This is a genomic window from Luteimonas sp. Soil_N_1 (assembly GCF_057656255.1).
Genome location: NZ_JBDGKS010000001.1, coordinates 1,986,719 through 2,007,594, shown reverse-complemented (window position 1 = coordinate 2,007,594; position 20,876 = coordinate 1,986,719). Strand labels below are relative to the sequence as shown.

Here is a 20,876-nt window from a genome sequence, read left to right as displayed (position 1 = left end):
TCCGCTTTATAACCCGAAGAAAATAGATTTCACTCCCACTCAATCGTCGCAGGCGGCTTCCCACTGATGTCGTAGACCACGCGCGAGACGCCGCGGACTTCGTTGATGATCCGGTTCGAGACGCGGCCGAGGAAGTCGTACGGCAGGTGCGCCCAGTGGGCGGTCATGAAGTCGATGGTCTCCACGGCGCGCAGCGAGATCACCCACTCGTAGGCGCGGGCGTCGCCGACGACGCCGACGGACTTGACCGGCAGGAACACGGCGAAGGCCTGGCTGGTCTTGTCGTAGAGGTCCGCCTTGCGCAGTTCTTCGATGAAGATGTGGTCGGCCTTGGCCAGGATCTCGGCGTACTCGGCCTTGACTTCGCCGAGGATCCGCACGCCCAGGCCCGGGCCGGGGAACGGGTGGCGGTAGACCATCTCGCGCGGCAGGCCGAGTTCGACGCCGAGCCTGCGCACTTCGTCCTTGAACAGCTCGCGCAGCGGTTCGACCAGGCCCATCTTCATGTGCTCGGGCAGGCCGCCGACGTTGTGGTGGCTCTTGATGACGTGGGCCTTGCCGGTCTTGCTGCCGGCCGACTCGATGACGTCGGGGTAGATGGTGCCCTGCGCCAGCCACTTGGCGTTGCTGAGCTTGTTGGACTCTTCGTCGAAGATCTCGACGAACAGGTTGCCGATGATCTTGCGCTTGGCTTCCGGATCGCTCACGCCTGCGAGCGCGCTGAAGTAGCGGTCGCGCGCGTCGACGCGGATCACGCGCACGCCGAGGCCATGCGAACTCGATGCATCGGCGAAGGTCGTCATGACCTGGTCGCCCTCGCGAAGCCGCAGCAGGCCGGTGTCGACGAACACGCAGGTCAGCTGCTCACCGATCGCCTTGTGCAGCAGCGCGGCGACGACGGACGAGTCCACGCCGCCCGACAGGCCGAGGATCACCTCGTCGCTGCCCACCTGCTCGCGCACGCGCGCGATCTGGTCGTCGATGATGTTCGCCGCGGTCCACAGCGTGGCGCAGCCGCAGATGTCGACGACGAAGCGGCGCAGCAGTGCGAGGCCCTGCTTGGTGTGGGTGACTTCGGGATGGAACTGCACGCCGTACCAGCGCTTGTCTTCGTTGGCGAACGCGGCCACCGGCACGCGGTCGGTGCTGGCGGTGACGGTGAACTCGGGCGGCGCGGCGCTGACGTGGTCGCCGTGGCTCATCCACACGTCGAGACGCTGGGCGCCGGCGTGATCGCTCAGGCCTTCGAACAGGCTGTCCTTCGCGACGATGGCGACTTCGGCATGGCCGTATTCGCGCGCGTCGGCGGCTTCGGTCTCGCCGCCCAGCTGCTTGGCCATCGTCTGCATGCCGTAGCAGATGCCCAGCAGCGGCAGGCCGGCGTCGAACACCTGCTGCGGTGCGCGCGGCGAGCCGTGTTCGGTGGTCGATTCCGGGCCGCCCGACAGGATGATGCCCCTGGGCGCGAACGCGGCGATCTCGGCCGGATCATGGTCCCAGGCCCAGATTTCGCAGTAGACGCCCAGCTCGCGGATGCGGCGGGCGATCAGCTGCGTGTACTGCGCGCCGAAGTCGAGGATCAGGATCTTGTCGCTGTGCAGGTCGGTCATCGGCGTGGCTTTGTCTGGAGTGTGATGGCGCGTGGCGCTGGGAAGTGCGGTGCGTGGAGGCCGGATACGAAACGGGATCCGCTTTCGCGAATCCCGGATCGGTGCGTGATGTCGCGGCCTCAGCCCGCCTGGTAGTTCGGCGGCTGCTTGGTGATCGTGACGTCGTGCACGTGGCTCTCGCGCTGGCCGGCGCCGGTGATCTTCACGAACTTCGGCTGGGTGCGCATGTCTTCGATCGTCGCGCAGCCCACGTAACCCATGGTGGCACGCAGGCCGCCGGCGAGCTGGTGGATGATGCCGCCCAGCGCACCGCGGTACGGCACGCGGCCTTCGATGCCTTCAGGGACGAGCTTGTCGGCGTCCGACGAATCCTGGAAGTAGCGGTCCTTCGAGCCCTGCTCCATCGCGCCCAGCGAGCCCATGCCGCGGTAGCTCTTGTAGCTGCGGCCCTGGAACAGTTCGACCTCGCCCGGGGCTTCTTCGGTGCCGGCGAACAGGCCGCCGATCATCACCGTCGATGCGCCGGCCACCAGCGCCTTGCCGATGTCGCCCGAGTAACGGATGCCGCCGTCGGCGATCAGCGGGATGCGGTCCTGCAGCGCCTCGGCGACCATGTCGATCGCGGTGACCTGCGGCACGCCCACACCCGCGACGACGCGCGTGGTGCAGATCGAACCCGGACCCACGCCCACCTTCACCGCGTCCGCGCCGGCGTCTTCGAGTGCCTTGGCCGCTTCGCCGGTGACGATGTTGCCGCCGATCACCTGCACCTGCGGGTAGGTCTTCTTGACCCAGTTCACGCGGTCGAGCACGCCCTGCGAATGGCCGTGCGCGGTGTCGACGATGATCACGTCGACGCCGGCTGCGACCAGCGCTTCGACGCGCTGCTCGGTGTCACCGCCCACACCCACCGCGGCGCCGACCAGCAACTGCTCGTCTGCATCCTTGGCGGCGTTGGGATTGTCGTGCGCCTTCTGGATGTCCTTGACCGTGATCAGGCCACGCAGCGCGAAATCGTCGTTGACGACCAGGATCTTCTCGATGCGGTGCTTGTGCAGCAGCGCCAGCACTTCGGTGTCGCTGGCGCCTTCGCGCACGGTGATCAGGCGATCCTGCTTGGTCATCACGTTGCGGACCGGATCGTCGAGCTTGGTCTCGAAGCGCAGGTCGCGCCCGGTGACGATGCCGACCAGCCGCGTACCATCGACCACCGGCACGCCGGAGATGTTGCGCGCGCGGGTCAGGCGCAGGACTTCACCGATGGTGGTGTCCGGGCCGACGGTGAACGGCTCGCGGATCACGCCGGCTTCGAAATTCTTGACCTTCGAGACCTCGGCGGCCTGACGCTCGACGCTGAGATTCTTGTGCAGGATACCGATGCCGCCGAGCTGGGCCATCGCGATCGCGAGGCGGGCTTCGGTGACGGTGTCCATCGCCGCGGAGACGATCGGCAGGTTCAGGCGCAGGTCGCGCGTCAGGCGGGTGGCGAGCCGGACATCCTTGGGCAGAATCAAGGAGTGGGCGGGAACGAGCGATACGTCGTCGTACGTGAGTGCTTCGGCCTGGATGCGCAGCATGCGGGGCGCCGGGGAGGAGGAAGCGCGCCATTCTAGCGCGTTTGGGACCGCCCGGCAGGGACAGTGTGTGCCGGATCAGTGCGCGGCGGCGGTGCCGCAGGCGCCTGCGGGCGGCGTCCAGTCGGACATCGTCATCCACGGGCGTGCGCTGTCGTGCAGCACGAGCACAAGTGCGCGGCGCATCGCCGTGCCCATGCCGAACAACGTCATCGGCGTCTCCGCTCTGGTGATCCCGTTTTCGCCCACGCCGATCACGGTCGCGCCCGCCTGCGTCTGCACGCACTGGGCGCCCTCGAGCACATGGAACGCTTCGGCGCCCGAATGCGCGTGCACCACCGCGTGCATGCCCGGGGGCGTGCTCGACTCCATGTAGCGCGCCGTATACGACAGACCCGGCGTGACCGGGAGCGGCCCGATCACCGCAGTGCGCTGACCCGAGCCGGCTTTCCAGGTCTGCGGTTCGATCGCGAACAGCCACGCCCTGCCCTGCGCCATCAATGCCTGCTGGCGTGGCCCCTTGACCGCGGCCCGGGCCTCGACCAGCGTGGGAAATGCGTAGAGATGCCAGTAGAGCGGTTGCGCTGGCAGGTCCGGCACGGCGCGGGCGTCGAGCAGGTAGCAGCCGATCTCGCCCTGTCGCTGCTCGACGGGCGTCTCGCACCCGCCAGGCACCTGCGCGCTGACCGCTGCGGACATTCCGGCGCCGAGCAGGAGGGCCAGGCAACAGGCGGCCTGGGCTCGGTAAGAATGGGACTGCATGGCGACGCTCCGGTGGTGACTCTCTTTCCGGAGAACGTCGATGGGCCGTAAACCGGCCGCAGGGCGATGCGTCAGCCGGCGGCGTCTGCCGCTTCCAGCGTGTTCTGCATCAGCGTGGCGACGGTCATCGGTCCCACCCCGCCCGGCACAGGCGTGATCCAGCTGGCGCGCTGCGCGGCGGCATCGAAGCCCACATCACCGACCAGACGGCCGTCCTCGATGCGGTTGATGCCGACATCGATCACCACCGCGCCCGGCTTCACCCAGTCACCCGGAATCAGCGATGGACGCCCGACCGCGACGACCAGGATGTCGGCCTCGCCCACGTGCCGGCGCAGCACGTCCGGCGGGGTGAAGCGGTGGCAGGTGGTGACGGTGCAGCCGGCGATCATCAGTTCCAGCGCCATCGGCCGGCCGACGTGGTTGCTCACGCCGACGATGGTCGCGCTGGCACCGCGCACCGGGCGATCTGTGTAGGCCAGCAAGGTGGTGATGCCGCGCGGCGTGCATGGGCGCAGGCCGAACTGGCGCAGCGCGAGGCGGCCGACGTTTTCGGGATGGAAGCCGTCGACGTCCTTGCGCGGGTCGATGCGGTGGATGATGTGGGTCGCGTCCGGAATGCCCGGCAGTGGCAGCTGCACGAGGATGCCGTGCACGGCCGGATCGGCATTGAGCCGGTCGATCAGCGCGATCAGTTCACCTTCGCTTGTGCCGACGGGCAGATCGAAATCGAAGGCCTGGATACCGACCTTCTCCGCGGCCCGGCGCTTGTTGCGCACGTAGGACTGCGAGGCCGGATCGCCACCGACCAGCACCACGGCCAGCCCCGGGCGCGAACCGCCGGCGGCGACGCGCGCATCCACGCGCACGCGCAGCTGGTCGAGCAAGGTATCGGCAATGCGCTTGCCGTCGAGGATGCGGGCCGGAATGGATTCGACGGCGGTCATGCGGGCTCGGACATCTGGGGGCCCGCCATTGTCCCCGATTCGGGGCCGGGCTTGCAGGCACCGGCATGCGCCTCGATCCTGTGGGGCTTCCCGCCCCCGGAGTGTCCCCATGGCCGATGCCGCCCCCGCCCTGTCCGACGACGCCCGCACCCGCGTCGAAGCCGCCGCATTCCGGCGCCTGCTCGCGCACCTCAACAACGCGCGCCCGGACGTGCAGAACATCGATCTGATGATCCTCGCCGGCTTCTGCCGCAACTGCCTGGCGGACTGGTACCGCGACGCGGCAAATGCCGAAGGCGCGGCGCTGGACAAGGACGCCGCGCGCGAAGCGGTGTACGGCATGCCGTTCGCGGCGTGGAAGGCGCAGCACCAGAAGGACGCGACGCCGGAGCAGCTGGCGGCGTTCGAGGCGACGCAGAAGACCCACGCGGGCAGCTGACGCCCGAAGACTGCGCCCCCTTGCGACTTCCGCAACAGGCGCGCCAGAAAGCAGAAGCCCGCCGATTGGCGGGCTTCTGCATGTCACGGGTGGATGCGGATCAGGCGACGATGCCCTGACGCACCGAGTCGCGGCTCGGCGGCGCATTGCGCAGCGCGGAGATGCGCTCCTCGAGCGGGGGGTGGCTCATCAGCAGCTTCTTCAGGCCGCTGCCCACGCCGCCACTGATGCCGAACGCGGCAATGGTCTTGGGCATCGTGCTCTGGCCGTAGGTCTGGGCCAGGCGCTCGAGCGCGGCGATCATCTTTTCGCGGCCGGCCAGTGCGGCGCCGCCCTCGTCGGCGCGGAACTCGCGGTAGCGCGAGAACCACATCGCGATCATCGACGCGAACAGGCCGAAGATCATGTCCAGCACGAACACGATCGCGAAGTACGCGATACCGCCACCGCCGTTGTCGCGGCCACCATTGAGGTAGCCGTCGATCGCGCGGCCGACCACGCGGGCCAGGAAGATCACGAAGGTGTTGAGCACGCCCTGCAGCAGGGTCATCGTCACCATATCGCCGTTGGCGACGTGGGCGACTTCATGGCCCAGCACGGCTTCGGCTTCGTCACGGGTCATCGAGCGCAACAGGCCCGTCGACACCGCAACCAGCGCGTTGTTGCGGTTGGCACCGGTAGCGAAGGCGTTGATCTCGGGCGCGTCGTAGATCGCGACCTCGGGCATGCCGATGCCGGCCTGCTCGGCCTGGCGACGCACGGTGTTGACCAGCCAGCGCTCGGATTCGTCGCGCGGGTCCTTGATGACGTACGCGCCGGTCGCGCGCTTGGCCGACCACTTGGAAATCGCCAGGGTGAAGAACGCGCCGCCGAACCCGAACAGGGCCGCGAACACGAACAGTCCGCCGTAGCTGGACGGATTGATGCCAAAGATCGCCATGACGACGCTGACCAGCGCGAGCACGGCGAGGTTGGTGGCGATGAGTAGACCGAAACGCTTGAACATTGGGTACCTTGAGTCCGGATGACGCCTGCGTCAGGCGGAAGAAAAAACGTGTCGCGACAATCTGCGTGCAGCGACGCCCGATTTCAATTCAGCATCGTCGAAGGCGCAGTGGTGACCCCGTGACAGTTCATGTGCCAGACAGTTTCCCGACGTCCGTGCCGGTGTCGGGTTATCGCGGCCGGTTTGCGCCCTCGCCCACCGGTCCGCTACATGCAGGCTCGCTGGTCGCCGCACTCGGCAGCTGGCTGCTGGCGCGTCAGGCGCGCGGCGAATGGCTGGTGCGCATCGAGGACGTCGACCGGCTGCGCGCGATCGACGGCGCGGCGCACTCGCAACTGGCGATGCTGCAATCGCTCTGTCTGCATCATGACGGCGACGTGCTCGTGCAGAGCGCACGCGATGCGCGATACGCGGCGGTGATCGACACACTGCTCGCCCGGGGACAGGCCTTCGTCTGCCATTGCAGCCGCGCCGACCTCGCGGGCAACAGGGGCCGGCACCTCGGTGCGTGCGTCGCACGCGATCCCCGCCCCGACCCTGCGATCCGTTTGCGGGTCGAACCGGGCACGCGCATCGTGTTCGACGATGCGATCCGCGGACCACAGGTCCAGCAGGTCGACACCGAAGTCGGGGATTTCGTGTTGCGACGCGCGGACGGCTTCTTCGCCTACCAGCTCGCGGTGGTCGTGGACGATGGCGACCAGGGCATCACCGATGTGGTCCGCGGCGCCGACCTGCTCGAATCGACCGCGCGGCAGATCCTGCTGCAGCAGATCCTCGGCCTGCCGACGCCGCGGTACGCGCACCTGCCGCTGCTGGTCGACCCGCAGGGACGCAAGCTGTCGAAGTCGGAGCAGGCGCCGTCGCTCGACACCGGCGATCCGATGCCGTGCCTGCATCTTGCCTGGCACGCACTCGGGCAAGTGCCACCCGCGCCTGCCGGAACACCGCGTGCATTCCTCGAAGCGGCTATCGAGCACTTCGATCCGAAGCGCATCCCGGCGCACGACATCGTGGTTTGTGCGCCGCACAACGGCCATGTCACGAGCGATGCATAGACTGCAAGACCCGTTGCCACAACGGCAGCGCCCCACACCAACGAGGACGGCATGAGCGGACGCGTGGCACTGGTTACAGGCGGCACCGGCGGAATCGGAACGGCCATCGTCAAGCGGTTGGCCGACAACGGTTATCGCGTGGCGACCAATTACCGCAACGCCGAGAAGGCGCAGGCCTGGCAGGCGCAGATGCGCGACGCCGGTTACGAGATCGCGATCGCCCCGGGCGATGTGTCCGATCACGAGGAAGCCGAGAAGATGGTGCGCGAGGTCGAAGCGCAGCTTGGGCCGATCGACATCCTCATCAACAATGCGGGCATCACCCGCGACGGCACATTCCACAAGATGCACGCGCTGCAGTGGCAGGACGTCATCAACACGAACCTCAACTCGGTCTACAACGTCACGCGCCCGGTGATCGAAGGCATGCGCGACCGCAAGTGGGGTCGCATCATCCAGATCAGCTCGATCAACGGTCTCAAGGGCCAGTACGGTCAGGCGAACTACGCTGCGGCCAAGGCCGGCATGCACGGCTTCACGATTTCGCTGGCACGCGAGAACGCGAAGCTCGGCATCACCGTCAACACGGTGTCGCCCGGTTACGTCGCCACCGACATGGTGATGGCGGTGCCCGAGGAAGTGCGCGCGAAGATCGCCGCCGACATCCCGACCGGCCGCCTGGGCCGCCCGGAAGAAATCGCCTATGCGGTGAACTTCCTGGTCGCCGATGAGGCTGCGTGGATCACCGGCTCGAACCTCGACATCAACGGTGGCCACCACATGGGCTGGTGAAGCAGCCTGCGCATCGCGTACGGACCGCCCGCCCGGCTTCGCGCTGGCGGTCCGCGACGCGACGCGCATCGGTGCTTCAGGCGCTTGTGTCCAGTTGCGCCCCCCACCCCGCTGCGCCATGCTGCGCGGCATCAAGGATCAGAGTGTTGGCTTCATGAGCAGTGCCGTGCGCATCATCAAGAAGTACCCGAACCGTCGACTCTACGACACGGAAATTTCCAGCTACATCACCATCGAGGACGTCCGCCAGCTGATCGTCGACGGTGAGGACTTCGAAGTCCGCGACGCCAAGAGCGGCAACGACATTACCCGCTCGGTGCTGCTGCAGATCATCTCCGAGCAGGAATCTGACGGCGAACCGGTGCTGTCGACCCAGTTGCTGAGCCAGATCATCCGCTTCTACGGCGACTCGATGCAGGGCTTCATGGGCAACTACCTCGAGCGCTCGATGCAGACCTTCCTCGACCAGCAGCAGCAGTTCCGCCAGCAGATGGGCGGCCTGCTGGGCCAGACGCCGTGGACGATGATGAACCAGCTGACCGAGCGTAACCTCGACCTGTGGAAGGAATTCCAGAAGACGATGGTCAGCGGCGCCACGCCGACCGCCAAGCCTGCCGAGCGCGATCCGCCCAAGCGCGGCCGCTGATTCTTCCGCACGCTCGACACGGCGCGGATTCCGCGCCGTTTTCGTTTCCGCTTCCCGGACGTCCCGTATGACCCACACTCCCCGCGTCGCCATCGTCACCGGTGGCCTGGGCGGCATCGGCCGCGCCATCTGCCGGCAGCTCGCCACCAGCGGCGTCCAGGTCGTCGCCGCCGACCTGCCGGCCGACGCCGCACGTCTCGATGCATTCGCCGCCGACATGGCCGGCCTGCCGGTGACCACGTGCGCGCTGGATGTCGGTGATGCCGACGCCTGCGCTGCCGTCGTCGCGCAGATCGAAGCCGTGCATGGCAGGGTCGACATCCTGGTCAACGCCGCCGGCATCACCCGCGACGCGACGTTGCGCAAGATGGACACCGCGCAGTGGGACGACGTGCTGCGCATCAATCTCGACAGCGCCTTCCATCTGTGCCGCGCCGCGGTCGACGGTATGGTCGCGCGCGGCTTCGGCCGGATCGTCAACATCAGTTCGGTCAGTGGCCAGACCGGCAACTTCGGCCAGACCAACTACGCCGCGGCCAAGGCCGGCCTGCACGGACTGACAATGTCGCTGGCCCGCGAAGTCGCGGCCAAGGGCATCACCGTCAACAGCCTGTCGCCCGGCTACGTCGAAACTCCGATGACCTCGAAGATGCCGCCCGAGGTTCTGGCCCGCACCGTCGCCAGCGTGCCGGTGGGCCGTGTCGGCCAACCGGACGACATCGCACGCGCGGTCGCGTTCCTCGTGGCCGACGATGCCGGTTACATCACCGGCATCAACCTGCCGGTCAACGGCGGTCTGCTGATGGGGTTCTGAGGAACGCCTGCGCGGTCACGCCACTGCGCCGCGAGATCAGAACGCGCGCTGGATGTTCTCGGGATCGTAGGGTTCGCACGCGCCCCGGTAGCTGCCACCGCCGCCGGTAATGCGGATCTCCCCGTGGACGCGGTCGATCACCAGATGGTTGGTGTAACTGAGCCTGTGGAACTTCGATTTCGCGGTGATCTCGTCCTGCCCGACCACGACGTCATGGATCGGAAACCAGTTGTCACCCCTGCCGTTCACAAACTGCGGCAGGATGGCCGACGGCAACTGGACGCTGCCACCGTCGCCGCTGATCTTCAGATAGACATACCCGGTATAGCCGGTGCTGCCGGCAGTCAGGCCACCGCCCTCGCATGCCAGGTTCAATGCGAAAGGTGCCGCCGGATCGTCCGCCGGCGACTGCGCCAGGACCGTAGCGGACAGACAGACCAGGGTGGCTGCCAGGTATCGCCGCATCGCGTGTCCTCCGTTGACGTCAGCCGGGATGGATCGATCGAACACACTCAACGCGCGGCGGTCGTCTCGCCCTGCGCGTCTTCGCAGAATTTCGCGCGGTATTCGAGGGCCTTGGGCATCAGCGCTTCCAGCGTCTGGATGCGGGTGCCGGGATTGGGATGCGTCGACGAGAACTCCGGGGGTGCCTGGCCGCCGCTGGCTTCGGACATGCGCTCCCACAACGGCACCGCTTCGCGCGGATCGAAACACGCGGCGGCGGCGAGCATCAGGCCGATATTGTCGGCCTCGGTCTCGTGCTTGCGCGCGTACGGCAGCAGGTAGCCGTAGCCCATCGCCGCCATGACCATCTGCTGCTGCTGCGGATCCATGCCGCTCATCGAGCCGGCCATCTGTCCGATCTGCGTGAGCCGCTGCTGGGCCATGCGCTGGGCGCCATGGCGCAGCAGGGCGTGGGCGATCTCGTGGCCCATGACGACGGCCAGCGCGTCGGCGTTCTTCGCCACCGGGATCAGCCCGGTGTAGACCGCCATCTTGCCGCCCGGCAGGCAGAAGGCGTTCGCCTGGTCCGACTCCAGCACGTTGACCTCCCACTCGAAGGTCTGCGAGAAGCGGGTCGGTTCCAGGCCGTGTTCGCGCGCGAGCTCGGCCTCGACCACGTCGACCTTGGCGATCAGGCGTTCGGCGATCAGACGGACATCCTTGGCGATCTCGCTGTCCGGATCGACCGGGCGTTCCTGCCCCAGGATCTCCTGGTAGGCCTCCAGACCGAGTGCCTTCTCCTGCGTCACGTCGAGACCGCGATCGATCAGGACCGTCTCGCCGGTGACCGGATCGACGCTCTGGTTGGAGAAGTAGTAGTACGCGCCGTAGCCCGCGAACAGCAGCAGGACGACGAAGCGCATGCCGAACCGGCGACGCGGCGCGCGCCCGGTCTGACGACGGTCACCGCCGAAAGGATCCTGTCTCATCTCGTCTCCCCGGGCCGGTCGCCCGGCACATCGTCAAAGTTCGCGCACCACGCGGAAACCGAGTCTCGCATTTGTGGTGTCCACCTGCGCAAGTGCCCGCCAGCTGGCGCGCGTCTGCGCGGGCGAGCTGGCCCAGGAGCCGCCGCGGATCACCTGGTTGCGGCAGCCGGGATTCACCCAGGCCGAACCGTCCTTGGGGGCGCGCCGGTAGTTCTCGTGCCAGCAGTCGGCCATCCACTCGCTGACGTTGCCGGCCAGATCGTGCACGCCCCAGGTGTTGGGCTCGAAGGTGCCGACCGGCGCCGGCCCCCACCAGCCGTCGCCGTAATCGGGAAACGCGTTGCCCCAGGCGCGCCCGCCCGGAGAGCGGTCGAGCGCACCGGTCATGTTGCCCGCGCCTTCGGGCGGAGTGTCTTCGCCCCAGGGGTACCGCTCGCTGCTGCCGTTGCGGAACGCGTACTCGAACTCGGCTTCGCTCGGCAGCCGGTAGCGCTGGCCGCTCTGCGTCGCCAGCCAGTCGACATAGGCCTGCGCGTCCTTTGCGCTCACATGCAGGACCGGCATGGTGTCGCCCGCCGGCCGTCCCACGTAATCGGAGCGCCAGTCGACCTTGCTGCGGCGGAGGAAGTTGCCGGTCCGCTCGTCGTAGGCCATCGAGAAGCCGCGTCGGACGGCGCGGGACTGGTAGCCGGTCGCGTCGACGAAGCGGCGGAACTCGCCGACCGACACTTCGCGCACGCCCATGGCGAAGCCGCGTTCGAAGCGCACGGCGTGGCGTGGCGACTCGTTCGCATCGGCGTCGCGATCGCCCGGCAACGCGCCCATCATGAAGCCGCCATGCGGCAGCACCACGACCTGCGGGCCGCGCGCGCCCCCCTCCAGCGCATCGGTGAAGACCTGGCCGGGACGGAAATCACCGTAGTGCACCGCGCGATCGATGCGCTCGCGCAGATCGTTGGCGACCGGGTCGCCCGGTTCGGCAATGCCGATCACCTGGGCCAGCCGTTCGCGCGCCACCAGCACGCCGTTGATCTTCGGCAGCGCTTCGATGCCTTCGTCGCGCAGGCGGCGGATATGCGCGGCGCGCATGCGCTCCAGGCGCCGCTCGGCATCGGGCACGGTGGGGAACCCCGGCCGAATCGTCGCCGCATGCGCCAGCCAGCGCGAGGCGTCGCGGTAGTCGGCCGCGTCGGCGGCCACCTCGGCACGCCGGATCATCGTGCTCTCGACTGCGGCCATGCCCTGCAACGCGCGTGGCTGGCCCGGGCGCAATGCCACCGCCTGGCGGAACAGTGCGAGGGCACCCTCGCCCGCCTCGCCCAGTGCGCCAGCCTGCAGTTCACGCTCCGCCAGCCGGTTGAGTTCCCACAGGCGGTCGCTGTCGTCGACACGTTCCAGATAGCCCACCACCGCGTCATCGCCGGGGGCGAGATAGCGCGCGACGGCGGCGAAATCGTGCGCCGCACGCAGGCCCGCGATCGAGTCCTGCTCGTCGGTCTCCACCAGCGCCTGGACGCCGAGTTCGAGCAGGCGCGACTGCGAGCGCCGCAGCCCGTCGCGCGCCGTCCGCTCCTGGCCCGGCATGCGCGCGAGCGCCAGATACAGGGGAATGGCCGATGTCGGGCTGGCGTACAGATCGTCCGCGGCCAGCGCGGCACGCGCCTGCTCCACCGCATCTGCCACGCCGTCCTCTTCGATGACGACCTGCGGCGGTGTCCAGTTGAGTTCCGGCACCACGGTGTCGTCGCCGCTGATCGTGACGCTGCCGTCTCCGAGCGCGGGCGCGTCGTCAGGAGCGCCCCCGCATGCCGCCAGCAGCACGCCCAGCAGGCCGACGATGAAAATGCTGCGCAAACCGGGCTCCGTGGAGGGCATCGCCGCAGATTAAGCCATCGCGACCGTGGCGGCGATGCGACAGCGCCGACGATTGCCGCGACCGGCCAGCGCCGCTAGGCTTCCGCGCATGTCATCTCCCAATTCTTTCTGGATCAACGATCCGGCAACCCTGCTGGCGCACCTTCCCAGCGGCCCGGCCCGCGTGGGTCTGGACACCGAGTTCATCCGCGAACGCACCTTCTGGCCACAGCTGGCGCTGGTGCAGATCTCGATCGAACAGGCCGACGGCATCGAAGTGCTGCTGGTCGATCCGCTGGCACCAGGCATCGCCGAGGCGCTGCGCCCGCTGCTGGCCGACCCGGCCATCCTCAAGATCATGCACAGCGCCAGCGAGGATCTCGTCGCCTTCGGCCACGCCTGCGGTGCGGTGCCGGCGCCGCTGTTCGACACGCAGATCGCCGCGGCGCTCTCGGGCGTTGGCGCGGGCATGGGCTACCAGCGACTGGTGCAGGAAACCCTCGGTGTGGCGCTGGCCAAGGGCGAGACCCGCTCCGACTGGCTGCGCCGTCCGCTGTCGCCGACCCAGATCGAGTACGCGGTCGACGACGTCGCACATCTGTTCGCGCTGCACGACGCGCTTGCCGGCAAGCTCGATGCGCTCGACCGCGCGGCGTGGCTCACCGAGGACTGCGCGCGTCTGGTCGCCACCGCCGGCAACATGGAAGGCGACCGCTGGCCGCAGCTGGGCGGCCGTGCGGGCCTGTTCCTCGATGCGGACGCACAACGTCGCCTCGCGCGGCTGCTGCGCTGGCGCGAGACCTACGCGCGCGCCACCGACCGGCCGCGCAGCTGGATCCTCGACAATGAACTGGCCACCCTGCTCGCCCGCGATCCGCCTGCGGACACGGCCGCGCTGCAGCAGCGGCTGGACGCGCATCCCAAGGCACCGCGCAAGCTGACCAGTGTGATCTGGCAGGCGCTGACCACCGAACTGCCGGACGAGGCCGAGATGCCGCTGTCGCGCGGCGAAGAACCCGACCGCAAGCAGCTCAAGCGCCTGCAGCAGGCCGTCGCCGAACGCAGTGCCGAGATCGGCCTGCCCGACGGCGTGCTGGCCTCGCGCAAGTGGCTCGAAGCGCTGGTCGAAGGTGCCGACTGGCCCGGCGCATTGTCGGGCTGGCGCCGCGGCCAGCTGGAACCGTCGCTGGCGCCGTTGCTCGACAGGGCTGGCGAGCCCGCAGCGGGGACCGTATAATCGCCACGCATCATGTGGGGCCATAGCTCAGCTGGGAGAGCGCGTCGTTCGCATCGACGAGGTCAGGAGTTCGATCCTCCTTGGCTCCACCACTCGATACCGCCGGAAAGCCAGGACCCAGGTCCTGGCTTTTCTGCTTTTGAGTCCGGAGGATCCCGCGCCTCAGGCGCGGTACTGCTTCTCTTCGACGAAGCGCGAACCGGCCAGCCGGTTGATCCGGTTCTTGACCTCGACCCGGTCGCCGTTGTGCCGCGCGACCGCGCGGGCGAGCTCGACGAACTCGTCGCCGAAATCATGCGCGGCCTCTTTCGCGCGCAGCGCGTCCTGCACGTCCCACATGCGCGTATTGGCGTCGCGCAGTGCCGTCTTGAGTTCGGCCATCTCCGGCTGCGTCTCCGCCAGCGGCGCCCACAGCGGCAGCAGGCCGTCGAGTTCGGTGCGGACGTTGACCAGCTTCTGCGCGTCGCCGATGCGCTCGGCCTTGATCTCGAGGATGGTGATCTTGTCGGCGAGTTCGCCGATCGACACCGGGGCCAGAATCGTGCTCACGGAATGTCCTCTTCTTCGCGCAGGTCGTGGGTCGCACATGGTAACGCGGCGCTGAAGGCACTTCGGGCGCCACGTATCCGCGACGCCCTGTGCTGCGGCGTGTGCTGCATCGCGGCGTAAACTGTGCGCCGGCGCAATCGGCGCTGTGTGTGGAGCTGCCGTGCGTTTCAAGGACCGCCTGCCCCTGTGGCTGCACGACTGGCTCGACATCGTCGTGCCAATCGGCCAGATCCTGCTGATCCTGCTGGTCGCCTGGCTGCTGCGGCTGCTGGTGCGCCGGATCATCGAACGCGTCGGACATCGCTACACGCTGCCGGTCGAGGCCGTCGTCGGCGGGCGCCGCGTGACCTCGTTCCTGATCTACGCCGCCGCGCTGCTGCTGATCCTCGAACGCATGGGCGTGTCCGGCACGGTGCTGTGGACGGCGTTCACCGGCTTTGCAGCCGTGGCGGCGGTCGCGTTCTTCGCTGCGTGGAGCGTGCTGTCGAACATCTTCTGCACGATGCTGATCCTCACCACGCGCCCGTTCCGGCTCTACGACCACGTCGAGCTGCTGGAAAACGGCGAGAAGCCCGGCCTGCGCGGCCAGGTGGTCGACATCAACCTCGTCTACACCACCTTGCGCGAGACCGACGACGGCGACGGTGCCGGGACCTGCCTGCAGATTCCCAACAGCCTGTTCTTCCAGCGGGCGCTACGTCGATGGCGCGGTGGCGCACTGCCTGCGGCACGCGGGGGCGCGGCCGCAGGCGATCCACTGGACGTCTGAAACGGGGTCGCGGTCAGGCGAGCGCCGCGGTCACGATGATCTCGATGCGCCAGCCCGGATCGGCGAGCTTGCCCTCGATCGTCGCGCGCGCCGGTCCCTGGCCCGGGACGACCCAGCGGTCCCATTCGGCATTCATGCCGGCGAAATCGGCGATGTCGGCGAGCACGATCTGCGCCTGCAGGATGCGGGTCTTGTCGCTGCCGGCCTGCGCCAGCAGCGCATCGATCTCCTGCAGCACTTCGCGGGTCTGGGTCGCGATGTCGGCGCCCGGGGTCAACGGGACCTGCCCGGCGCAATACACGGTGTCGTTGTAGATCGTGGCCTCGGACATGCGCGGGCCGGCGTCGATGCGCTTCATGGGTCTCTCCTGACGGAACGGGGCGCCCACGGTAGGCGCGCGCGCCGCCGTGCGCAAACCATCGCCGGCCTCAGTCCTTTTCGCCGGGCACGACGGTGTCGCCGTCCAGCACTTCGCGCACGTAGAGGCGCTTGACCAGCACGTAGACGACCACGGTCAGCGGCGCGGCGAGCAGCAGGCCGGCAGCGCCCTGCAAGCTGCCGAAGATCACCAGCGAGAACAGCAGCAGCGCCGGCGGAAGCTCCACGGCGCGCTGCTGGATCAACGGCTGCAGCACGTTGCTCTCGATCTGCTGCAACACGATGTACAGCGCGATCGTAGCGAATCCGACCTGGGGGCTGACGGTGAAGGCCAGCAGGATGCCGGGGATGGCGGCGACGATCGGTCCGATGATCGGCACGAAGTCGAGCAGGAACGCGATCAGCGCGAGGGCGAACGCGGCCGGCACGCCCAGCAGCCACAAACCGATGCCGGTCATGATGCCGACGACGAGCATCGCAACCAGCTGCCCGCCCAGCCACAGGCGCAGTGCACGTCCGCTGGAATCGAGCGCATCGGCCGCGGCCGACTTGGCCGATTGCGGCACCAGATGCAGCAGGCCATTGCGGTACATCTCCGGCTGCGCGGCGATGTAGATCGCGCCGACCAGCACGAGGAACATGTCGATCGTGCCGCTGGAGACGGTCATCGCGATCGCGCCGGCGCCGCTGGCAATGCGACCCATGTTGTCGCGGACGGTGTCGAGCTGTTCCTGCACCAGGCTACCGACGCTGGTTTCGCCCAGCCACTGCTGGAACTGGGCGTAGGCGGCCGGCAGGGTTTCGGTCAGCGTGGCGAGTTCGCGGGTGGCCTGCGCGCCGAACATCCACAGCAGCAGACCCAGCCCCCCGATCAGCACCACCAGCACGATCGCCAGTGCGACGCCATGCGGCATCGGCACGAAGCGGCGCAGCAGGCCCGACAACGACAGCAGCAGCGCGGCGACCACGATCGCGCCGAATACCAGCATGAAGACGGGCGTCAGCGCCCAGCACAACACCAGCACCGCGAGCAGTGCGAGGACGATCAGAACTTGACGAGTGAAGTACGCGAGATCCTGCGACGCGGGCATGGTCGATCCGATGGGAGAGGGGTCGCGTCGCGACGCGGCGCTCCTTGTCCCATAACGGGCGTGCAAATCCGGTGGAGCACTCAGCGCAGCTGGCTGTCCTTGCTTCCGCGGCGGTTGTAGCCGCTGTGCGCGTAGTCGTCGTCGTGTGCGGCCTGGCATTCGACGCACAGGCGCACGCCGGGCACGGCGCGGCGTCGCGCTTCCGGAATCGGCGCGTCGCATTCTTCGCAGTGCGTCAGGCCCGGCCCGCTGCGTAGTTGGCTACGGGCACGTTCGATCGCATCTTTCACGGTGGCGTCGATCTGGTCCTGCACCGCGCCATCGCCAGCCCAGCCCGTGGCCATGACGGCCTCCTGCATGTCGCGTGTTGACGAAGTGTGGACGCTAGCAGGTGCCGCGTTGACTCGGGATGAGCGGCGGCCCCGGTCATAATGGCGTCGATTCCGCTGGAGGACCGACATGGCCCTGACCCTGCTGCTGCGCTGCACCGATCTCGAACGCACCCGCGCGTTCTACACCGCCCTGCCCGGCTTCTCCGCGGCGCCGTCGACCGGCGACACGCTGACCATCACCGGCCATGGCGCACGCGTCGTGTTCACCGCTGCCGATCTGTGGCACCGCGCGCCCACGCTGACCGGCACGCTGTACTTCACCGTTCCCGACATCGACGCGGTGTTCGCCGAAACGCAGGGCCGCGCGCAGCTCGCCTGGACGCTGCAGGACATGCCCTATGGCGCCCGCGAGTTCGGCATCGTCGACTGCAACGGCTACATCCTGGCGTTCCAGCAAGGCGCCTGAAATGTCGGATGTGCGTACGCCGCGGCTCGCCATCATCGGTGGCGGGCCGGCCGGCCTGTTCGCCGCCGAGCGCGCACGCGCGGCGGGACTGGAGGTCGATCTGTTCGAGGCCAAGGGCTCGGTCGGGCGCAAGTTCCTGATCGCCGGCAAGGGCGGCCTGAATCTCACGCACTCCGAGCCGCGCCCCGCCTTCGATGCGCGCTACGGCGCGCGCGACGCGGCGGTCGGTAGCTGGCTCGATCGCTTCGATGCGCAGGCGCTGCGCGACTGGGCCGCGGCACGCGGCGTGCCGACCTTCGTCGGCAGTTCCGGCCGCGTGTTCCCCGAGGACCTCAAGGCCGCGCCGTTGCTGCGCGGCTGGGTGCGGCAACTGCGCGAGGACGGCGTGCGCTTCCATGTGCAGCATCGCTGGACCGGCTGGGACGACGATGGCGCGCTGGTGTTCGAGACGCCGGATGGCAGCACCACGCACGTCGCCGATGCCACGCTGCTGGCGATGGGCGGTGCCAGCTGGCCGGAGCTCGGCTCCGATGGCCGCTGGCAGTCCGTGCTGTCGGCGCGCGGCGTCGACGTGGCGCCACTGGTCCCGGCGAACTGTGGATTCGACATCGGCTGGAGCGCGCATCTCGCCGAGCGTCACGCCGGCGCACCGCTGAAACCGGTCGTGCTGCACTGGACCGGACTCGACGGCACGCCGCATACGCTGCAGGGCGAATGCGTGCTGACGACGACCGGCATCGAAGGCAGCGCGATCTACGCGATCTCCGGGATCTTGCGCGACACCATCGCGCGCGACGGCAGTGCGCTGCTGGAACTGGATCTCGCGCCGGGACGCGACCTCGCGCGACTGGAGAGCGATCTTTCGCGCCCGCGCGGACGTCGCAGCGTCGGCGAACATCTGCGTCGTGCGACCGGTCTTGATGCCGCGAAGACGGGATTGCTGTTCGAGCTGCTCGATCGCGCCGCACTCGATGATTCGGCACGCGTCGCAGCGGCGATCAAGCGCCTGCCGCTGCGGTTGCAGGCGCCGCGACCGATCGAAGAAGCGATCAGCAGCGCGGGCGGCGTGCGTCTGGAGGCAACCGGCGACGCGCTGATGCTCGATGCCCTGCCCGGCGTATTCGTCGCTGGGGAAATGCTGGACTGGGAAGCGCCGACCGGCGGGTATCTGCTGACGGCCTGCTATGCGAGTGCAGCCGTTGCGGTGGATGGCGTGCGGGCGTGGCTGCAGCGCCGGGTGCCGGCCGCCTGACAGGCGCAACGCGTTCTCAGTCCAGCGATTCCGAAAGCCGGAATTCCGATTCGAAATGGCGCGGGCGTCCGTCGAGCGGATCGTCGAACGCAAGTGCGCGGGCCAGCAACTGCAACGGCGGCCGCGCGCCGTCGGCATCGTCCTGCAGCGTCGGATACCAGGGGTCGTGCAGGATCGGCGCGCCGAGTGCAGCCATGTGCACGCGCAACTGGTGCTTGCGTCCGCTGACCGGCGACAGCGCATAACGCCACCGTCCGGCGCCACGTTCGCGAACGTCGATGCGCGTCTCGCTGTTCGGCGTGCCGTCGACCTCGGCCATGCGGAAGAACGGCTCGCCGCGTTCGATGCGGCTGTGGCGCGTCATCGGGAACGCGAGCGCCGGTAACGGCGGCGCCAGCGCTTCGTAGGTCTTGTGGATACGCGATTCGCGGAACAGCGCCTGGTACGCGGCGCGGCTCGCGGGATCGGCCGAGAACAGCACCAGCCCGGCCGTGCCGCGATCGATCCGGTGCAGTGGCACGAGATCGGGATTGCCGAGCGTCGCCACCAGCCGTGTCAGCAGCGTCTGGGTGACGAAGGCGCCGGTCGGCGCGACCGGCAGGCCATGCGGTTTGTCGGCGACCACGAGATGATCGTCGACGTGCAGGATGCGTTCGGCCGCATCGATCACCGGCTCGTCGATGACCTCGCGGTAATAACCGATCTCGGCGCCGACGCGATACGGCGTCTGCAGCGTGACCGGGTCACCGTGCGCATCGAGCACCCTGCCCCGCGCTACGCGATCCCGCCAGATCGATGCGTCGACCTGGGGGAAATGCGCGACCAAGGCGTCGAATACGGTGGCCCACGGACCCGGCGGCAGTTGCAGCCGGCTCGCCGGCACGCCATCCCGCGGCGGAAACCGCGGGCGGCTCATGCGCGCAGACGTGGATCAGTCGGCTTCATCGGCCTCTTCGCGGCCCTGCTGGCGGATCACCGCTTCCTGGCGCGCATCCTCGATCGACCACAGGATCGCGCCGGTGTCGGCCTTGCGCGTATCGAACACGAACGTGCCGGTCAGCGGCGTATCGGCCTTCAGGTCACCCGCCTCGTACAGCGCCCACATCTCCTCGCCGTAATGCGTGTCGGCGAGTTCCGGCGCGAAGCGCGCGAGCGTGTCGCGGACGTTGTGCACGTCGCGCAGCAGCATGTCACGCGCGGCGTTGTTTCCGGCCGCGCTGACGACCTGCGGGAAGTCGATCAACACCGGGCCGTCGGGCGTGGCCAGCACGTTGTACTCGGACAGATCGCCGTGGACCATGCCCAGCACCAGCATCCGCACAATGTCGCGCACCAGCATCAGATGCCATTCGCGTGCCTGGTCGGGTTCGAGATCCACTTCGGCCAGACGCGGCGCGCTGAAACCTTCGGCGTCGGTGACCAGGTCCATCAGCAGGACGCCGTGGAAGAAACCATAGGGCTGCGGCACGCGCACGCCGGCATCGGCCAGGGCGTACAGCGCATCGACCTCGGTGGTCTTCCATGCGGCTTCCTGCTCGCGACGGCCGAACTTGGTCGCCTTGCCCATCGCACGCTGCTCGCGGCTGCCGCGGACCTTGCGGCCTTCCTGATACTGCACGCGCGCCTGGAAACTGCGCTGCGCCATGTCCTTGTAGACCTTCGCGCAACGCACCTCGTCGCCGACCTGGACGACGTACACCGAAGCCTCTTTGCCGCTCTTGAGCGGTCGCAGTACGGCATCGATGATGCCGTCCTCGATCAGTGGCTGCAGTCCCTGCGGGATCTTCATGGTGCCGTGGGGCTCCGGGTTTGGCCTGACATTGTGCGGCCTGCGCCGGTCGCGCGCCCGAACGGCACCCGACCGGCG

The 20,876-nt window shown here is 68.3% G+C and carries 23 protein-coding genes and 1 tRNA gene; 10 read left to right on the top strand and 14 right to left on the bottom strand.

Annotated elements, in window-relative coordinates:
• Positions 1–29: 29 nt before the first annotated feature.
• The 4 genes from guaA to folD all read right to left on the bottom strand — a co-directional run bounded on the left by guaA (position 30) and on the right by folD (position 4,893).
• A complete protein-coding gene (gene guaA, locus AC3A4E_RS09315) occupies positions 30–1,610 on the bottom strand; it encodes a glutamine-hydrolyzing GMP synthase (protein ID WP_487631205.1) in 1,581 nt (526 codons plus the stop codon).
• A gap of 119 nt (positions 1,611–1,729) precedes the next feature.
• A complete protein-coding gene (gene guaB / locus AC3A4E_RS09310; RefSeq protein ID WP_487631204.1) occupies positions 1,730–3,187 on the bottom strand; it encodes an IMP dehydrogenase in 1,458 nt (485 codons plus the stop codon).
• A gap of 75 nt (positions 3,188–3,262) precedes the next feature.
• Positions 3,263–3,946, bottom strand: coding sequence for a hypothetical protein (locus tag AC3A4E_RS09305; RefSeq protein ID WP_487631203.1), 684 nt, complete (start codon positions 3,944–3,946; stop codon positions 3,263–3,265).
• Between the two features lie 71 nt (positions 3,947–4,017).
• Positions 4,018–4,893 carry a bifunctional methylenetetrahydrofolate dehydrogenase/methenyltetrahydrofolate cyclohydrolase FolD gene (gene folD / locus AC3A4E_RS09300; protein ID WP_487631202.1) on the bottom strand — a complete coding sequence of 292 codons (876 nt, stop codon included), beginning with the start codon at positions 4,891–4,893 and terminating at the stop codon, positions 4,018–4,020.
• Between the two features lie 109 nt (positions 4,894–5,002).
• On the opposite strand from folD, the gene AC3A4E_RS09295 reads away from it, so the two are divergent.
• Positions 5,003–5,332, top strand: coding sequence for a DUF1244 domain-containing protein (locus AC3A4E_RS09295; protein WP_487631201.1), 330 nt, complete (start codon positions 5,003–5,005; stop codon positions 5,330–5,332).
• Between the two features lie 100 nt (positions 5,333–5,432).
• Here AC3A4E_RS09295 and htpX read toward each other — a convergent pair whose 3' ends face one another.
• Positions 5,433–6,338: a protease HtpX gene (gene htpX, locus AC3A4E_RS09290; RefSeq protein WP_487631200.1), complete on the bottom strand. Its 906-nt coding sequence runs from the start codon at positions 6,336–6,338 to the stop codon at positions 5,433–5,435.
• A 161-nt stretch (positions 6,339–6,499) separates the two neighbouring features.
• Here htpX and gluQRS point away from each other — a divergent pair, with 161 nt between their 5' ends.
• The 4 genes from gluQRS to phbB (AC3A4E_RS09270) all read left to right on the top strand — a co-directional run bounded on the left by gluQRS (position 6,500) and on the right by phbB (AC3A4E_RS09270) (position 9,648).
• Positions 6,500–7,396 carry a tRNA glutamyl-Q(34) synthetase GluQRS gene (gluQRS, locus tag AC3A4E_RS09285; RefSeq protein WP_487631199.1) on the top strand — a complete coding sequence of 299 codons (897 nt, stop codon included), beginning with the start codon at positions 6,500–6,502 and terminating at the stop codon, positions 7,394–7,396.
• A 51-nt stretch (positions 7,397–7,447) separates the two neighbouring features.
• Positions 7,448–8,188 carry an acetoacetyl-CoA reductase gene (gene phbB, locus AC3A4E_RS09280; protein WP_487631198.1) on the top strand — a complete coding sequence of 247 codons (741 nt, stop codon included), beginning with the start codon at positions 7,448–7,450 and terminating at the stop codon, positions 8,186–8,188.
• Positions 8,189–8,342: 154 nt separating this feature from the next.
• On the top strand, positions 8,343–8,834 hold the full coding sequence (gene phaR, locus AC3A4E_RS09275; protein WP_487631197.1) for a polyhydroxyalkanoate synthesis repressor PhaR: 492 nt from the start codon (positions 8,343–8,345) through the stop codon (positions 8,832–8,834).
• Positions 8,835–8,901: 67 nt separating this feature from the next.
• Positions 8,902–9,648: an acetoacetyl-CoA reductase gene (gene phbB / locus AC3A4E_RS09270; protein ID WP_487631196.1), complete on the top strand. Its 747-nt coding sequence runs from the start codon at positions 8,902–8,904 to the stop codon at positions 9,646–9,648.
• Positions 9,649–9,684: 36 nt separating this feature from the next.
• Here the strand turns inward: phbB (AC3A4E_RS09270) and AC3A4E_RS09265 are convergent, their stop codons facing one another.
• The 3 genes from AC3A4E_RS09265 to AC3A4E_RS09255 are packed head-to-tail and all read right to left on the bottom strand — an operon-like array spanning position 9,685 to position 12,935.
• A complete protein-coding gene (locus AC3A4E_RS09265; RefSeq protein ID WP_487631195.1) occupies positions 9,685–10,113 on the bottom strand; it encodes a hypothetical protein in 429 nt (142 codons plus the stop codon).
• A gap of 47 nt (positions 10,114–10,160) precedes the next feature.
• The gene (locus AC3A4E_RS09260; RefSeq protein ID WP_487631194.1) at positions 10,161–11,081 is read right to left on the bottom strand and encodes a M48 family metallopeptidase; all 921 of its coding nucleotides are present in this window, start codon (positions 11,079–11,081) and stop codon (positions 10,161–10,163) included.
• A gap of 33 nt (positions 11,082–11,114) precedes the next feature.
• Positions 11,115–12,935 (bottom strand): formylglycine-generating enzyme family protein, encoded by a 1,821-nt coding sequence (locus AC3A4E_RS09255; protein ID WP_487631193.1) that lies wholly within the window; start codon positions 12,933–12,935, stop codon positions 11,115–11,117.
• Between the two features lie 109 nt (positions 12,936–13,044).
• On the opposite strand from AC3A4E_RS09255, the gene rnd reads away from it, so the two are divergent.
• Both rnd and AC3A4E_RS09245 read left to right on the top strand, forming a co-directional pair.
• A complete protein-coding gene (gene rnd, locus AC3A4E_RS09250; protein ID WP_487631192.1) occupies positions 13,045–14,172 on the top strand; it encodes a ribonuclease D in 1,128 nt (375 codons plus the stop codon).
• A 16-nt stretch (positions 14,173–14,188) separates the two neighbouring features.
• Positions 14,189–14,264, top strand: a tRNA-Ala gene (locus tag AC3A4E_RS09245).
• A gap of 70 nt (positions 14,265–14,334) precedes the next feature.
• Here AC3A4E_RS09245 and AC3A4E_RS09240 read toward each other — a convergent pair.
• On the bottom strand, positions 14,335–14,721 hold the full coding sequence (locus AC3A4E_RS09240) for a DUF6165 family protein (RefSeq protein WP_487631191.1): 387 nt from the start codon (positions 14,719–14,721) through the stop codon (positions 14,335–14,337).
• 160 nt (positions 14,722–14,881) lie between these two features.
• On the opposite strand from AC3A4E_RS09240, the gene AC3A4E_RS09235 reads away from it, so the two are divergent.
• The gene (locus AC3A4E_RS09235; RefSeq protein ID WP_487631190.1) at positions 14,882–15,490 is read left to right on the top strand and encodes a mechanosensitive ion channel domain-containing protein; all 609 of its coding nucleotides are present in this window, start codon (positions 14,882–14,884) and stop codon (positions 15,488–15,490) included.
• 13 nt (positions 15,491–15,503) lie between these two features.
• Here AC3A4E_RS09235 and AC3A4E_RS09230 read toward each other — a convergent pair whose 3' ends face one another.
• From AC3A4E_RS09230 to AC3A4E_RS09220, 3 genes are all read right to left on the bottom strand, one after another.
• Positions 15,504–15,848, bottom strand: coding sequence for a RidA family protein (locus tag AC3A4E_RS09230; protein ID WP_487631189.1), 345 nt, complete (start codon positions 15,846–15,848; stop codon positions 15,504–15,506).
• Positions 15,849–15,918: 70 nt separating this feature from the next.
• Positions 15,919–16,959, bottom strand: a complete 1,041-nt coding sequence (locus tag AC3A4E_RS09225) for an AI-2E family transporter (RefSeq protein ID WP_487631188.1) — start codon at positions 16,957–16,959, stop codon at positions 15,919–15,921.
• An 80-nt stretch (positions 16,960–17,039) separates the two neighbouring features.
• The gene (locus AC3A4E_RS09220; protein ID WP_487631187.1) at positions 17,040–17,303 is read right to left on the bottom strand and encodes a DksA/TraR family C4-type zinc finger protein; all 264 of its coding nucleotides are present in this window, start codon (positions 17,301–17,303) and stop codon (positions 17,040–17,042) included.
• 115 nt (positions 17,304–17,418) lie between these two features.
• On the opposite strand from AC3A4E_RS09220, the gene AC3A4E_RS09215 reads away from it, so the two are divergent.
• Complete coding sequence (locus AC3A4E_RS09215; protein ID WP_487631186.1) at positions 17,419–17,757, top strand: VOC family protein; 339 nt, start codon at positions 17,419–17,421, stop codon at positions 17,755–17,757.
• Position 17,758: 1 nt separating this feature from the next.
• Complete coding sequence (locus AC3A4E_RS09210) at positions 17,759–19,009, top strand: TIGR03862 family flavoprotein (RefSeq protein ID WP_487631185.1); 1,251 nt, start codon at positions 17,759–17,761, stop codon at positions 19,007–19,009.
• Between the two features lie 16 nt (positions 19,010–19,025).
• Here the strand turns inward: AC3A4E_RS09210 and AC3A4E_RS09205 are convergent, their stop codons facing one another.
• Entirely contained in the window at positions 19,026–19,925 is a 900-nt protein-coding gene (locus tag AC3A4E_RS09205) for a pseudouridine synthase (protein ID WP_487631184.1), read from the bottom strand.
• A gap of 15 nt (positions 19,926–19,940) precedes the next feature.
• Positions 19,941–20,798 carry a PA4780 family RIO1-like protein kinase gene (locus tag AC3A4E_RS09200; RefSeq protein ID WP_487631183.1) on the bottom strand — a complete coding sequence of 286 codons (858 nt, stop codon included), beginning with the start codon at positions 20,796–20,798 and terminating at the stop codon, positions 19,941–19,943.
• Positions 20,799–20,876 lie beyond the last annotated feature (78 nt).